Origin of the sequence: Haliscomenobacter sp. (assembly GCF_033763495.1) — a bacterium.
Taxonomy (GTDB): Bacteria; Bacteroidota; Bacteroidia; order Chitinophagales; family Saprospiraceae; genus Haliscomenobacter.
This window is the reverse complement of sequence record NZ_JANRKL010000087.1, coordinates 1-15,309: the sequence shown is the minus strand read 5'-3', so window position 1 is coordinate 15,309 and position 15,309 is coordinate 1. Positions and strand designations below refer to the sequence as shown.

At 49.3% G+C, this 15,309-nt stretch carries 9 protein-coding genes; 3 read left to right on the top strand and 6 right to left on the bottom strand.

Translation table 11 applies throughout. From position 1 onward, the window contains the following. The first annotated feature begins 6 nt into the window (after nt 1–6). Both SFV55_RS09320 and SFV55_RS09315 read left to right on the top strand, forming a co-directional pair. Nucleotides 7–228, top strand: a complete 222-nt coding sequence (locus SFV55_RS09320; protein ID WP_320029220.1) for a hypothetical protein — start codon at nt 7–9, stop codon at nt 226–228. A gap of 52 nt (nt 229–280) precedes the next feature. After that, nucleotides 281–1,300, top strand: coding sequence for a sialidase family protein (locus SFV55_RS09315; protein WP_320029219.1), 1,020 nt, complete (start codon nt 281–283; stop codon nt 1,298–1,300). A 6-nt stretch (nt 1,301–1,306) separates the two neighbouring features. Here the strand turns inward: SFV55_RS09315 and SFV55_RS09310 are convergent, their stop codons facing one another. The 3 genes from SFV55_RS09310 to SFV55_RS09300 all read right to left on the bottom strand — a co-directional run bounded on the left by SFV55_RS09310 (nt 1,307) and on the right by SFV55_RS09300 (nt 4,502). After that, the gene (locus SFV55_RS09310) at nt 1,307–1,960 is read right to left on the bottom strand and encodes a hypothetical protein (protein WP_320029218.1); all 654 of its coding nucleotides are present in this window, start codon (nt 1,958–1,960) and stop codon (nt 1,307–1,309) included. 168 nt (nt 1,961–2,128) lie between these two features. Beyond that, on the bottom strand, nt 2,129–2,995 hold the full coding sequence (locus SFV55_RS09305; RefSeq protein WP_320029217.1) for an alpha/beta fold hydrolase: 867 nt from the start codon (nt 2,993–2,995) through the stop codon (nt 2,129–2,131). A gap of 97 nt (nt 2,996–3,092) precedes the next feature. Beyond that, complete coding sequence (locus tag SFV55_RS09300) at nt 3,093–4,502, bottom strand: amidohydrolase family protein (protein WP_320029216.1); 1,410 nt, start codon at nt 4,500–4,502, stop codon at nt 3,093–3,095. 183 nt (nt 4,503–4,685) lie between these two features. Here SFV55_RS09300 and SFV55_RS09295 point away from each other — a divergent pair, with 183 nt between their 5' ends. Further along, nucleotides 4,686–6,041 carry a hypothetical protein gene (locus SFV55_RS09295; protein WP_320029215.1) on the top strand — a complete coding sequence of 452 codons (1,356 nt, stop codon included), beginning with the start codon at nt 4,686–4,688 and terminating at the stop codon, nt 6,039–6,041. Between the two features lie 177 nt (nt 6,042–6,218). Here the strand turns inward: SFV55_RS09295 and rpoC are convergent, their stop codons facing one another. From rpoC to rplL, 3 genes are all read right to left on the bottom strand, one after another. Further along, nucleotides 6,219–10,517, bottom strand: a complete 4,299-nt coding sequence (rpoC, locus tag SFV55_RS09290; protein ID WP_320029214.1) for a DNA-directed RNA polymerase subunit beta' — start codon at nt 10,515–10,517, stop codon at nt 6,219–6,221. A gap of 148 nt (nt 10,518–10,665) precedes the next feature. Beyond that, a complete protein-coding gene (gene rpoB, locus SFV55_RS09285; protein ID WP_320029213.1) occupies nt 10,666–14,487 on the bottom strand; it encodes a DNA-directed RNA polymerase subunit beta in 3,822 nt (1,273 codons plus the stop codon). A 353-nt stretch (nt 14,488–14,840) separates the two neighbouring features. Continuing rightward, nucleotides 14,841–15,224 carry a 50S ribosomal protein L7/L12 gene (gene rplL / locus SFV55_RS09280; protein WP_320029212.1) on the bottom strand — a complete coding sequence of 128 codons (384 nt, stop codon included), beginning with the start codon at nt 15,222–15,224 and terminating at the stop codon, nt 14,841–14,843. Nucleotides 15,225–15,309 lie beyond the last annotated feature (85 nt).

Genomic DNA, 15,309 nt, shown 5'->3' with positions numbered 1-15,309 from the left:
TTCCTAATGCAAGAACTCCTCAATAAAAACTGGGATTACATTCTCTTTCAATCCGAAGAAGACTACGTCCTGGAAGTGGTCTGTGGTACAGTGGCCATTTATACAATTACCTTCAAGCTGGACAAAACAGAAAGAGAAGGTTTTGAGACAGAAGGAGAAAGGTTTCTGGATCATTTAGCCTGGAAAGTCCGGGATTATCCAGAGGAATATTTAAAGCGGAGGGTTTAACCCTATGCTAAATCCTGGTGTACAATTTGATTTGCCTCAAAAAACAAAGTCTATGCGCAAGCTGCTTTTCGCGCTGTTCCTGTTCAGCGTCCAACTTTCCTCCCAAAGCACCGATTTCAAGTCCGAGTTTATCTACGAAACTGCACCTTTCCCCTCCTGCCATGCCTCAACCATTGCAGAAACGCCACAAGGATTGATTACCGCTTGGTTTGGCGGCACCCACGAACGGCACAAGGACGTCGGCATTTGGACCAGTCGCCTGGTGAATGGCAAATGGACTAGCCCGATAGAAGTTGCCAATGGGGTGCAGAACGAAACATTGCGTTATCCTTGTTGGAACCCAGTATTGTTCCAAATGCCGGGTGCTGAATTGTTGTTGTTTTACAAAGTAGGGCCAAGCCCCGCCGAGTGGTGGGGCATGCTGATGCGCTCCACCGACGGGGGCCAAAGTTGGTCGAAATCCGAAAAGCTCCCCGATGGCATCCTTGGCCCCATCAAAAATAAACCCGTTTTGCTTCAGGATGGCACCCTGCTGTGCCCCAGCAGTTCCGAGCATGACGGCTGGCGGGTACACTTTGAGCTAAGCAAAGACGCAGGGCGCACCTGGAGCAAAACTCCCGCCATCAACGATGGCAAAGAATTCTCAGCGATTCAGCCCAGCGTGTTGTTCCACTCGGATGGGCGTTTGCAGATATTGTGTCGCAGCAAAAATGGCTACGTACTGGAAGCTTTTTCAACAGATCAAGGCAAAAGTTGGTCGCCACTCAAAAAGACCAGTCTGCCCAATCCCAATTCCGGTACCGATGCCTTAACCCTGCAGGATGGCCGCCAACTCATCGTCTACAACCACGTGACCAAACGCAGCCGCCAATGGGGTGGAGATCGCTCCCCCTTGAATATCGCCTTTTCCAAAGACGGCAAAAACTGGAAGCAACTCATGGCTTTGGAAGAAGAACCCAAGCAGGAGTTTTCTTATCCGGCAGTCATTCAGGGTTCGGATGGCCGCATCCACATCACCTACACCTGGAAAAGGCAACGTATCAAGTATACCTCGCTGCTGTTAAAGGAGTAATTGGGCTCAATCGAGGTATACCCCGGCATATCCGTAAAGGGCCAAAATGCCGCCTACGGGTATACCTTTGACCCAAACAGCCAGTTCTTTGGAATCGTTCTGCAATAGCTCGGCCCAATCCTGTTTAAAACGGTTTAACCAACTCAAAGGGGCAGCCTCCAGGCCGTAACAACATTTGTAAAGCGAGCCAACATAGGCATAAGTAGCGGCATTTTCCTCCCCCTCAAAACCCATCCCCTCAAAGTAGCGAATACCCTCTCCATTGGCGGCAAGAACTTGTTGGTAGTACTGGCCATTTTGCAGTCCCCATTCAACAAACAAGAGTCGGGTACTGCGCCCGGGAGAGTGCAGCAAGGCCAAATAATCCCCCGGTTCATCCAGGGGGCTGAGGTAAATGTCAAAGCAGTCGAAATGAAGGACAGTCAAGTTGAGGAAATCGGCTTCCTGAGCAAAAATGGGGAACTGCGCCTCGGCTTTTTCAATAAACAGGTGTTCCAGCGTAGCTGGAGCCCGTTGTTGGTTTTTGATGTGTTGAAGTTTAAGTTTGTCTTGCAGCAAAGCAGGAATGTTGGGATCTGCGCTGAGATCAACTGCTGGTTCAGCAGTGCAGGCACTGACCAACAGGATCAATCCAAGACAATACAATACAGGGTTTCGCATGGCATCTACATTTTGATACTGCGAAACTACAGGGTGATTTAATGCAAAAAAACGACAGAAAATGGTGTCGTGTTCCTGCCCAGATTTTGAAATAAATTTTGATAAATTTTAGCTAAAAAAATGACAGCCAAATATTTACACTTAAACTCCAGGGCTTTTCTTTTTTGACTACGGCATACCCAATGCCTCCAAAATGGCTTTGCGCGTATCATCCGGATTCATAAAAGGAATCAAATGTCCCCATTCGGGTTTAACCATCATTTTGAGCTGTTTCGGGTGGATATTTTTTTCACTGAATTCAATATTAGAAGGCGGGGCAAGCATGTCTTTGGGGCCATGCAAATGCATAATGGAAGTCTGAAGATTGAACCAGTCTCCCCGCATTTTGTCCAATTCGGCCGCATGCGCAAACTTCTCGGCACCGGATACCCGCCAGGCCCCGGAAAGCATCCAACGGGTCGCCGCCCATTTGCCGATGTAGGAAAACCAAAAAATGGGTTCATTGTCAGGGTCATTCACGGGTGCCAACATCACGACCGACTGGATTCTTTCGGGATAAAGCATAGCCGCTTTGGCCACAATGGGGCCGCCGTAAGAATGCCCTACCAAAACTACCCTACGGCCAGGGTATTCGTCCATCACCGTTTTAACGGCCTTAGCCTGCTCAGCAATAGAAGTCATGGCTTTGCCGTACATAGAATACCCATAACCAGGGCGATCCATAGAAACTAAAATGGCGCGGTTCAGGAGGATGGAATCTGCCTGATACTGAAAAAAGTCGCGGGCCGAGCCGGGGGCGCCATGCACGAATAAAACCAGTGGCGCATCCTTGCTCAGGGTGTCGCGTCCGGTTTCAATCCAGTGCAAGTTACCATCGGCATAGGGCAGTGTTTTGATTTTAGCGACGGTATTCCGTTTTTTGAAATAAGCCTGGACTTTTTTGTCAGAAGAGCGGAAACCGGATTGCATGTTGTATACAACGAAGCCAAGGATGAGAATGCCAAGGCCAAGAAGGATACGGGCGAGGAGTTTCATGGTGGTGTGACTTTAGGTAGATTAATTTACCTACAATGAATGCTTTAGCCAAGGTATTGGTTTAATTCCCATCCATATTTTACAAAAAATGCCACATTCACTCCCCCACCCTTTTCGCTTCCTCCAACATTTTGACCAAACTGGCTTTTTCAAACCATTTCCCTCCCTTAAAAACCCCAGCTATTCTCCGGGTATATTCAACCTGTTCCAGGGGGTTGGCCTCCAACAACAACAAATCGGCGTCTTTTCCAATTTCCACGGTCCCCTTGCGTTGGCCGATGCCCAGGTAATCCGCAGGATTAACGGTAGCCGTTTGTAAAGCAGCAAAAGGGGAAAGCCCCGCCTGGGTAAAGGCTTCCAGTTCTTTGTGCAAGGAAAAACCCTGCACCAGAAACCACTCCGGGCTATCGGAGCCAGCCATCAATTTTACCCCTGCCTTCCAGAGTGCATAAGTCAGGGCTTCCCGCACCCGTACGTATTTTTCCCGGTGTTCGGCTGGAGGCATGATGGCGTCCTGGTAGTACTTGCGTACCCGCCAACGCTCACTACGGATGCTACTGGGGATATAGGAAAAATCCGGGCTCGATTTGATTTCTTCATCACTCATACCCCGCCCAAAAGAAGAGAAAAAAAAGTGGTTGGTGGGCGTAACATACACCCTGGCGTCGCGAACCTGGCGGGCGAGGCCCTGGATTTTATCCTCATCTAAAAAAGGTACGGTAGCCCAAGCTTTGGGTCGCCAAAGGTTCATATCCGATACACTTTCACCGTGGTTGTAGGTAGTATCCGGGAGCAACTGGTCGATGAACTCGTCCATGTGTTCAATCTGCATCCCGGTTTGCAGGGCGCGGGGCAATTTGACCTTAGGGCCAATGTGGCCAGTGACTTTTATACCAGTTTCATAAGCGGTATGAACCACGGCATTAAACACTTCACGATTCAGCATAAACGTGAGCTTTATTGCATCGTAGCCCTCCGCTTTAAATCGTTTGACCGCTGCTATGGCTTTTTCGTGGGTATCCACTACTTCATAGTTTTTGAACTCTTCGGGCCAGGGCCAGGATCCCACCAATTGCGGGCTGGCCACGTACAATTCTGGTCCGATCCACTGACCACTCCGTACTTTGCTCCGTGCTTCCAGATAATCGGGATGCCCAGCCATGATGCGCACTGTGGTCAACCCATTGGCCAGCATGATCTTCAACTCCTCGGCAGTGGTATTGACGTGCTCGCCCTGCTCCTGAAAGAAGTGTGCATGCATGTCCATCAGGCCGGGCATGAGGAATTTGTCGGTGCCTGCTATGGTGGTAAAGGATTTGGGAATTTTGATTTTGCTGAAATGCCCAATTTTGCTGATGATCCCGTTTTCGATCAGCACGGTTTGGTGCGGAATGCTGATGTTGCGATCCATGGGAATAAGGGTGACATCCCGGATGGCGTAGGATTGGGCAAGCAAGGTGGTTTTTAGCAAAAACAAGGAATACAAAAGGACAATATGGCGTAGCATGTTCTTTTTGGGGCTAAGGTCGGAAATTGAGGCGAGATGGGGTTCCCCCGGGATGGGGGATTTCGGGTTAGGGAACCGAATGGCCCCTCAATTGTTTATGGTTAGTAAAATTTTGACATAATCTATTTTTTTTTTAATTTTAATAAACTATCCATTCTTACTGACGTAAAAAACCACAGCACGATGAAACTTCTACCTCGTTTTGCCCTCTTTTTTGCCACCTCTATTCTTGGAATGTCCTCATTTCCATTGACTGCACAAAACCAGATCCTGGGCACCTGGTACTCCAATGGCAGGGCAGAAATTCCCTGCACCATTACTCAACAGGGCAACAATCTGGTTTTCACCATTGGAACGAATCGCAGCGAAGGGTACTTCAGCAATGCCACTACTGTTTTTGCAACCCAATGGAATGCCTATGCTACGCTGACTACCGGTGGCCAGGGGCTACTCTGGAACAATCAGATTTGGACAAGAAGCCCCTTCTCCGGATATCCGTCCATTGCAGGAAATTGGGGTTTGGCCGCCTACCCCCAGGAACTTTACCCGGTTGAACAAGACAACACTTTTTTCACCCTCACCTATCAGGGCAAAAAGCTGCCTGGCTATTTCACCAGCGCCAACACCATTACCATTCCCGAATGGAACAATGCCATTGCCAGTGTAGCTCCAGATGGCAATTCCATCACCTGGAACAAACAGGTTTGGATTAAAAAATCGGGTCCAACAACCCTGCCAGTTAACACCCCACCTGTCACCCAAAAGTTATGCCGGGCGGAATTGTCCTCTTTTTATTTCGCTGCACAGGCGCTGGGTACAGTTTGGGGACGCATGGCCACCGAACCACCGATGTTGACACCTGATGCGGTAACTGCCTGCACCGAAGCCTTGAACACTTTGGATGCCACCCTGGGGATCATCCAGTGTATTGGCTTTGATCGAGGCCGAATCCTCAAATTAAGAGGGTCCCTCGCCAACACCGGGACCCGGCAACTGGCGCTTGAAACCGAAAACCTGGTTCGCGATTTACAGGCTGTTGTGCAAAACCTCCAGGTAAATGCGGACAACAATGTTCACATCGGGGCACTGTACATTGGGGGTGTCCATTTGGGTGCCGCCCAAGCCTGGGCCAGCAGCCGTCAGTGCTTACCCAGCCCCATACCTGCTGCGGTGCAAAATGTGATTCAGAATCATTTGGCAACGGCTAGAAATGCCCTGGCTGCCTACAGTGCCTGTATGCCGCAATTTGACCTTGCTGGTTTTGGTCGAGTCAATTTGGGTAGTATGAATTCCATTTTGCCCCATACCCAAATTGTGGGCATTGAAACGCAACTCTTGTGGGCGATTGCCTTGAGCGATTGTTGTACGACCTGCACTGGCACGGGAACGGGAAGCGTTGGTTCCGGCTCGGATTGTGATGCGGAATGTGAACGGTATTGTAAAAGTATCGGGAAGCAGTACGGAAGATTCAACGGAAGAACAATCTGCCTTTCGGGGGTAGTGAGTGGAGGGAATAGCAGTGGGTGTGATTGTTGGTAGGGGGAAAAGAAACAGGATGAATCAGCATTATGCCGATCCATCCTGTGCTTTCCCCACGGCTAAAGCCATGGGTTGGGGCGGTATGTGGCCTCCCACGGGTAAATCCGTGGGTTGGCGGAGAATTGGGCGGGAATGGAAGGCCATCACACCCACACCCTCACACTTTCACACCCACACTCAATCTTCATCTTCCATGTCGTCGAACTGGTGGTAGCGGGACTCCAGTTCAGCAGCACGGTCTTTGTGCGTTACGATGATGTTGTCGAACTTGCGTTGGCCGGTACCTGCTGGGATACGTTTGCCGACGATGACGTTCTCTTTCAAGCCCATCAGGTTGTCGGTTTTGGCGCCGATAGCAGCCGTACTCAACACCTTGGTGGTTTCCTGGAAGGATGCTGCCGAAATCCAGCTGTTGGTACCCAAGGAAGCCTTGGTGATCCCCAACAATTGTGGGCTAGATGTAGAAGCTACTGCATCGCGGTATTCCACCAACTGGCGGTCGTTGCGCTTGAGGAAAGAGTTTTCTTCCCGGATTTGGCGCAAAGTCACCAATTGACCTGGCTTCAAGCGGTTGGATTCGCCGGATTCCACGACGATTTTCTTGTCGAAAATCCAGTCGTTTTGTTCCAGAAATTCAATTTTATCCACAGTTTCACCTTCGAGGAAGCTGGTATCACCTGGGTCTTCGATCAACACGCGGCGCATCATCTGGCGTACAATCACCTCGATGTGTTTGTTGTTGATGGTAATACCCTGTGAGCGGTATACTTCCTGAACTCCATTTACAAGGTACTGTTGTACTGCAAATGGCCCTTTGATGGACAGGATGTCGCGTGGAGCGATGGTACCGTCAGAAAGAGGTGTACCAGCGCGTACGAAGTCGCCATCTTGTACCAGGATGTGTTTGCTCAAACCAATCAGGTATTTTCTGATTTGGCCGTCCTTGGCGGTTACCGAGATTTCGCGGTTACCCCGTTTGATCTTGCCGAAGTTCACCACACCGTCGATTTCAGAAACGATGGCGGGGTTGGATGGGTTACGAGCTTCAAAAAGCTCAGTTACCCGGGGCAGACCACCCGTGATATCCTGGATTTTACCCAGTTTCCGGGGAATTTTTGCAATTTTATCCCCTGCAGTAATGGTCACACCATCTTCAATAGAGATGTATGATCCTACAGGTAAGGTATAGGTTTTCAGTTCTTCTCCCTCTGGGCTCATGATGAAGATCACCGGAATTTTCCGCTTGTTCTTACTTTCAATGATGACCTTTTCGGAGAATCCTGTTTGTTCGTCACGTTCAATCCGGAAGGTAACCCCGTCTTCGATGGAGTCGAATTTGGCGATACCCGAGAATTCAGAGATGATTACCGCATTGAAGGGGTCCCAGTTACAGATCATCTGGCCTTTGCTAACGGTATCGCCGTCCAGTACACTCAAGGACGAGCCATAAGGTACGTGCATCGAAACGTATTGCTTGCCAGTATCTGCATCAACAATCCGGATTTCACCAGTACGGGACAGAACTACCCGCGCGCCGTTTTCGTCGGGAGCATCGGTCAATTTGATGCCGTCAAATTCAATTTTACCAGCGAATTTGGCAACGATCTCAGATTCAGTTTTGGACAAAGATGCCGTACCCCCCGTGTGGAACGTACGCAGGGTCAACTGAGTACCTGGTTCACCGATGGATTGAGCAGCAATGATACCCACTGCGTCGCCTTCTTCAGCGATCCGGCCATTCGCCAGGTTTTTACCATAACACTTGGCACAAACCCCACGCTTGGATTCACAGGTCAGTACGGAGCGGATGGTTACCGTTTCAACCCCGATTTTTTCAATGTATTCTGCCGTTTTTGGATCGATGAAATCACCTGCGGTAAGAATGAGTTCGTCCGTAACGGGATCTACAATATCATGCAAGGTATAACGGCCTTCGATACGGGATACCAATGGTTCAATGACTTTATCGTTGTCTTTGAGTGCAGAGGTTTCCAGACCACGCAAGGTGCTACAGTCTTCTTCCAGAATGATCACGTCCTGAGCAACGTCCACCAAACGACGGGTCAGGTAACCTGCGTCAGCCGTTTTAAGGGCGGTATCCGCAAGACCTTTACGCGCACCGTGCGTAGAGATGAAGTACTCAAGTACCGAAAGACCATCGACAAAGTTGGACAAGATCGGGTTTTCGATAACCGCACCACCCGTGTCACCAGACTTACGAGGTTTGGCCATCAAGCCCCGCAGACCACACAACTGCTTGATCTGTTGTTTGGAACCACGTGCACCGGAGTCGAGCATCATGAACACCGAGTTGAAGCCTTGTTTGTGGCTGGCCAATTCGCGCATCAGTGTATCGGTAATGCGGTTGTCGGCATAAGTCCAGCGATCGATGATCTGGTTGTAACGCTCGTTGTTCGTAATCAGACCCATGTTGTAGTTGTCCCAAACTTCGTCTACCTCACCCTGAGCTTCTTCCAACGCGTCTTGCTTGATGGAAGGAGTGATCAAGTCACCAAGGTTGAAGGATAAGCCACCGCGGAAGGCCCAGGTAAAGCCCATGTCCTTGATGTCGTCGAGGAAGTCGGCGGTTACGGCAAAGTCTGTTCGTTCGATAACTTCACCGATTACAGATTTCAGGTTTTTCTTGGTCATCAGGGTATTCTGAAAAGGTACACCAGCAGGCATTACCTCATTGAACAGCACCCGGCCAACGGTAGTATCCGTCAATTTTTTGACCAATTTACCATCTACTTCTACAGGAACACGTACCTTGATCTTGGCGTGCAGGTCTACCTTACCTTCATTGAGGGCGATAATGACCTCTTCAGGTGAGTAGAACTTCATACCTTCCCCTTTCACGATGACATTACCAACGGTTTTACGCTCTTTGGTGATGTAGTAAAGGCCCAATACCATGTCCTGAGAAGGCAGGGTAATCGGGGTACCGTTTTGAGGGTTGAGCATGTTGTGCGAAGAAAGCATCAACATTTGTGCTTCCAGAATCGCCGCCTGGCTCAGGGGTACGTGTACCGCCATTTGGTCACCATCGAAGTCGGCGTTGAACGAGCTACACACCAGAGGGTGCAACTGGATCGCCTTACCTTCTACCAAACGAGGCTGGAAAGCCTGGATGGACAAACGGTGCAAGGTTGGGGCACGGTTGAGGAGCACGGGGTGCCCCTTCAGGATATTTTCGAGGATTTCCCAAATCACGGGATCCTTGCGGTCTACGAGTTTCTTGGCTGATTTAACCGTCTTCACAATGCCGCGCTCGATGAGTTTGCGGATGATGAAGGGTTTGAACAATTCAGCGGCCATACCTTTGGGCAAACCACACTCGTGCAGTTTCAAGGTTGGACCTACTACGATGACAGAACGACCGGAGTAGTCTACCCGCTTACCCAAGAGGTTTTGACGGAAACGACCTTGTTTACCCTTGAGGATGTCACTCAAGGATTTGAGTGGCCGACCACCTTCCGCTTTTACCGCATTGGATTTGCGGGAGTTGTCGAACAAAGAGTCGACAGCTTCCTGCAACATCCGTTTTTCGTTGCGCAAGATGACCTCAGGAGCTTTGATTTCCAACAGACGCTTCAAACGGTTGTTGCGGATGATCACCCGGCGGTACAAGTCGTTCAAATCGGAGCTGGCAAAACGGCCACCATCCAATGGCACCAGGGGGCGCAATTCTGGTGGAATAACGGGCAGGTATTGGATCACGGCCCATTCGGGGCGGTTTTCCATGCGGGTTTGACCATCACGGAAAGCTTCTACAACGCGCAGGCGTTTGAGGGCTTCTGACTTACGTTGTTGCGAAGTTTCGTTGGCGGCCTGGTGACGCAGGTCGTAAGACAGTTGATCCAACTCCAGGCGGTTGAGCATGTCGCGCACCGCTTCAGCACCCATGCGGGCGATGAATTTGTTGGGGTCGGTATCTTCCAGCATTTGGTTTTCTGCAGGCAGCGATTCCAGGTGTTCCAGGTACTCTTCTTCGGTCAACAAGTCGTTGTTGCCAACACCTTCGTTGCCTTTGATCCCTGGCTGAATCACCACGTAGCGCTCGTAATAGACAATTGACTCCAATTTCTTGGAAGACAAGCCGAGCAAATAACCAATTTTATTAGGCAGTGATTTGAAGAACCAAATGTGCACCACGGGTACGACCAGTTTGATGTGGCCCATCCGTTCCCGGCGAACTTTTTTCTCGGTTACTTCAACCCCACAACGGTCGCACACGATCCCCTTGTAGCGGATTCGCTTGTACTTACCGCAATAGCACTCATAATCCTTGACAGGCCCGAAGATGCGCTCGCAGAAAAGACCATCGCGCTCGGGTTTGTACGAGCGGTAGTTGATGGTTTCTGGCTTGAGCACTTCACCATAAGAACGCTCCAGAATTTCATCAGGAGAGGACAAGCTGATGGTGATGCTGTCAAAATTTTGATTTTGAACATTACCCTTCTTCTTGAATGGCATGCGTCTAAAGATTTATGAAGTTGAGGGAGGTTGAGGGAGGTTGAGGAAGGTTGAGGCTACCGCGAGCGGCTTAGACTTTTCCTTGTCTAAGTCGCTCGCGGTAGCCTCAACCTCTCTCAACCTTCTCAACTTTCCTCAACTCTCAGGTTTATTCAAATTTCACATCGAGCGCCAACCCGCGCAATTCGTGTACAAGTACGTTGAAGGACTCCGGAATGTTTGGTTCAGGCAGGTTGTCTCCTTTAACAATGGCTTCGTAAGCTTTAGCACGACCATTGATGTCGTCGGACTTGATGGTGAGCAATTCCTGGAGGATGTTGGCAGCACCGAAGGCTTCCAGTGCCCAAACTTCCATTTCCCCGAAGCGTTGTCCACCAAACTGCGCCTTACCACCCAATGGTTGTTGGGTAATGAGGGAGTATGGCCCGATGGAACGCGCGTGCATCTTATCGTCAACCATGTGGCTGAGTTTAAGCATGTAGATCACCCCTACGGTAGCCTGTTGGTGGAAGCGGTCGCCCGTTTCACCATCAGAAAGGTAAGTTTGGCCCAAACTTGGCAAGCCCGTTTTTTGAATCCACTCTTCAATTTCATCGCGGGTAGCCCCGTCGAAGATTGGAGTAGCAAATTTGACACCTAGTTTTTCACCAGCCCAGCCCAATACGGTTTCGAAGATTTGTCCCAGGTTCATCCGTGAAGGTACCCCCAATGGGTTCAACACGATATCGACCGGTGTTCCATCTTCCAGGAAAGGCATGTCTTCTGCACGAACGATGCGGGAAACGATACCTTTGTTACCGTGGCGTCCAGCGAGTTTGTCACCCACTTTCAGCTTGCGCTTTTTGGCCATGTACACTTTAGCCAGTTTGAGTACACCAGCAGGAAGTTCGTCACCAATGCTCACGTTGAATTTCTCGCGCTTGTAGCGGCCAATTTCTTCGTTGAGTTTGATGCTGTAGTTGTGCAACAAGCGGGCTACCAATTCATTGGTTTTGGGCTCGTCGGTCCAGTTGGTATAGTCAACCGAGGTATAATCCAGTTCACGCAGGGTGTCCTGGGTAAATTTCACCCCTTTGGCCAGCAGATTGTCTCCATAAATGGTGCGGATGCCCTGTGAAGTTTTGTCTTTCAACAAAAGCATCAGTTTGTCCACCAAAATGGTCAACAACTCGTTGGTAGCTACTTTGTGCTGATCATCCAGTTTAGACAGTACGTCTTTCTCCTGGTTTTTCTGCACTTTATCTTTTTTCGCACGCGCGAAAAGTTGCTTGTCGATGATCACACCCGTAGTTGAGGGGGGCGCCTTCAAGGAAGCGTCTTTCACGTCGCCAGCTTTGTCACCAAAGATGGCACGCAAGAGTTTTTCTTCCGGAGTAGGATCGGATTCCCCTTTAGGAGTGATTTTCCCGATCAGAATGTCGCCTTCCTTAACCCAGGCACCGATGCGGATGATACCGTTTTCGTCCAGGTCTTTGGTGGCTTCTTCGCTCACGTTCGGGATGTCGTTGGTGAGTTCTTCCTCTCCCAACTTGGTGTCGCGTACGTCGATTTCAAAGTGCTCGATGTGTACAGAGGTAAAGATGTCCTCGCGTACAACGCGCTCAGAAATTACGATGGCGTCCTCAAAGTTGTATCCTTTCCAGGGCATGAAGGCAACCTTCATGTTTTGGCCCAAGGCCAATTCGCCCTTTTCAGTAGCGTACCCATCGCAGAGGATTTGTCCTTTTTCAACACGGTCGCCTTTGCGTACAATGGGGCGAAGGTTGATACAGGTACCCTGGTTGGTCCGGGTAAACTTGATGAGGTTGTATTTCTTCAAGTTGTCTTCGAAAGAAATCAGCTGCTCCTCGGAAGTGCGGTCGTAGCGTACATGGATTTCGGTAGCATCTACGTATTCAATTACCCCTTCACCTTCGGCGTTGATGAGCATGCGGGAGTCGCGGGCAACCTTGCCTTCCAAACCAGTACCTACAACTGGTGAGTGGGGGCGAATCAGTGGCACCGCCTGACGTTGCATGTTAGAGCCCATCAAGGCGCGGTTGGCGTCGTCGTTTTCGAGGAAAGGAATCATGGAAGCAGATACCCCAACGATTTGGTTGGGTGCTACGTCCATGTAATCGATCTCGTCGGGGGTCAATACCGGGAAGTCCCCATGTTCGCGACACTTCACACGGTCGTTAACAAAGCTACCGTCATTGTTTAGCAAGGCGTTGGCCTGGGCAATCCGCATTTTGTCTTCCCCTTCTGCTGACAGGTACAATGGTTGTTCCACTTTTTCCACCAAACCTTCCACTACTTTCCGGTATGGTGTTTCAAGGAAGCCCATTTTATTGATCTTGGCGTGTACGCACAAGGTAGAGATCAAACCGATGTTTGGTCCTTCCGGTGTTTCGATGGTACACAAACGACCATAGTGGGAGTAGTGTACGTCACGAACCTCAAAACCAGCGCGCTCGCGGGACAAACCACCTGGCCCGAGTGCAGAAATACGCCGCTTGTGCGTGATTTCTGACAATGGGTTGGTTTGATCCAGGAACTGCGACAATTGGCTGGTTCCAAAGAAGGAGTTGATCACTGAGGACAGGGTACGGGCATTGATCAGGTCAACGGGGGTAAAGACCTCGTTGTCACGCACGTTCATCCGTTCCCGGATGGTACGCGCCATACGTGCCAAACCTACCCCAAACTGAGCATACAATTGCTCACCTACGGTACGGACCCGGCGGTTTTCCAGGTGATCAATGTCGTCAATTTCCGCCATTTGGTTCATCAAGGTCACCAGGAATTGAACAATGGAGATGATGTCTTCTTTCGTTAACACCAATACCTCTTCCGAGATATCCAATTGTAGTTTCTTGTTGATCTTGTAGCGCCCTACTTCCCCAAGATTGTAGCGTTTATCAGAGAAGAACAATTTCTCGATAATGCCCCGTGCTGTTTCCTCATCGGGGGGATCAGTACCGCGCAATTGACGATAGATGTATTGTACCGCTTCCAGTTCGGAACTGGTTGGGTCCTTTTGCAGTGTATTATAGATAATGGAGTAATCCTGTTCGATGTCTTCTTTTTGCAGGATGACCGTAGCCACCGATGCCTCCAGGATTGCTTCAATGTTGTCTTCGTCCAAAATGGTATCGCGTTCCAGAATGATCTCATTCCGCTCGATGGTTACCACTTCACCCGTATCTTCATCCACAAAGTCTTCAGTCCAACTGCGCAATACACGGGCTGCCAATTTGCGGCCAATGCTTTTTTCGAGCGCCTCCCGGGTAGCAGTTACTTCGTCAGCCAGGTCAAAGATATCCAGGATAGCTTTGTCTGTGTCGTAGCCAATGGCACGCAACAGCGTAGTAACCGGGAATTTCTTTTTCCGGTCGATGTACGCATACATCACGGTATTGATGTCGGTAGCAAATTCCATCCAGGCACCTTTGAAAGGGATAACCCGGGCAGAATAGATTTTGGTACCGTTGGGGTGTACACTCTGACCAAAAAACACCCCTGGCGAACGGTGGAGCTGTGAAACGATCACACGCTCGGCACCATTGATCATGAAAGTACCTTTGGGCGTCATGTACGGGATGTTCCCCAAAAACACATCTTGCACAATGGTTTGGAAATCGACGTGCTCTTCATCGTTACAGGACAAACGCAATTTAGCCTTAAGCGGAACGCTGTAGGTCAAACCACGTTGCATACATTCTTCAATGCTGTAACGGGGAGGGTCGATAAAGTAATCCAGAAACTCGAGTACGAAGATGTTTCTCGCATCCGTGATTGGAAAATTTTCCTGAAATACCTTGTACAATCCTTCATTCATCCGGTTTTCGGGAGTTGTTTCCAGTTGGAAAAACTCTTGAAAAGACTTCAGCTGAATTTCAAGAAAATCAGGATAAGGAGTGGGAAATTTAGTTTTGCTGAAGGTAATACGCTTCGCTTCAGCAGATTGTGCTTTACCATTGAATGTCATCTGCGCAACAAGTTTGTTGTTGATGGTAAAAGCCCCAAGCCTTTATAGCCGAGGGGTGCAAAAAAGTCAAGTCAAACTATGTAGTGGTTTTCCTGACCAAGTAGTGGGACAAAACGACCATTAATGCTCTTCTGCCCCTAGTAAATGAAACCAATGTAAAAAAAGTTTCATTATTCAGCATAAAAATCACAAAATGTACAATACGAAGTATATGGCAATGGGCTTAGGAAGCAACCAACGTCGATTTCCTAAGCCCTGGTGCTTCAAAAATGATTTTGAAGCACTGCCCATTCCAAAAGCTATACTAGTAAAAGTCAGTGTAGCTAGTTGCTTTTGGCTTGCGCAAGGAGAAATTACTTAATTTCTACCTGAGCGCCAGCTTCTTCCAACTTAGCTTTCAAAGACTCAGCTTCGTCTTTAGAAACACCAGTTTTCAGTGGTTGTGGAGCACCGTCAACCAAGTCTTTTGCTTCTTTCAAGCCAAGACCCAAGAGGTTCTTCACTTCTTTAACCACGTTCAGTTTGTTGGCACCACCAGACTGGAGGATAACGTCGAATTCGGTTTGCTCAACAGCAGCAGGAGCAGCATCGCCACCACCAACAGGACCAGCAGCTACAGCTACAGCAGCAGCAGCAGGCTCAATGCCGTAATCATCCTTCAGGATACCAGCCAGTTCCTGAACATCTTTAACCGTCAAATTTACAAGCGTTTCCGCAAGAGCTTTCAAATCAGCCATTGTTTTGTCTTTTAAAAAAGTGGTTTGAAAATGGTATATAATGAGCGGTTAGCTTGGAAGCCTTAACCGTTTGCAACCCACAAAA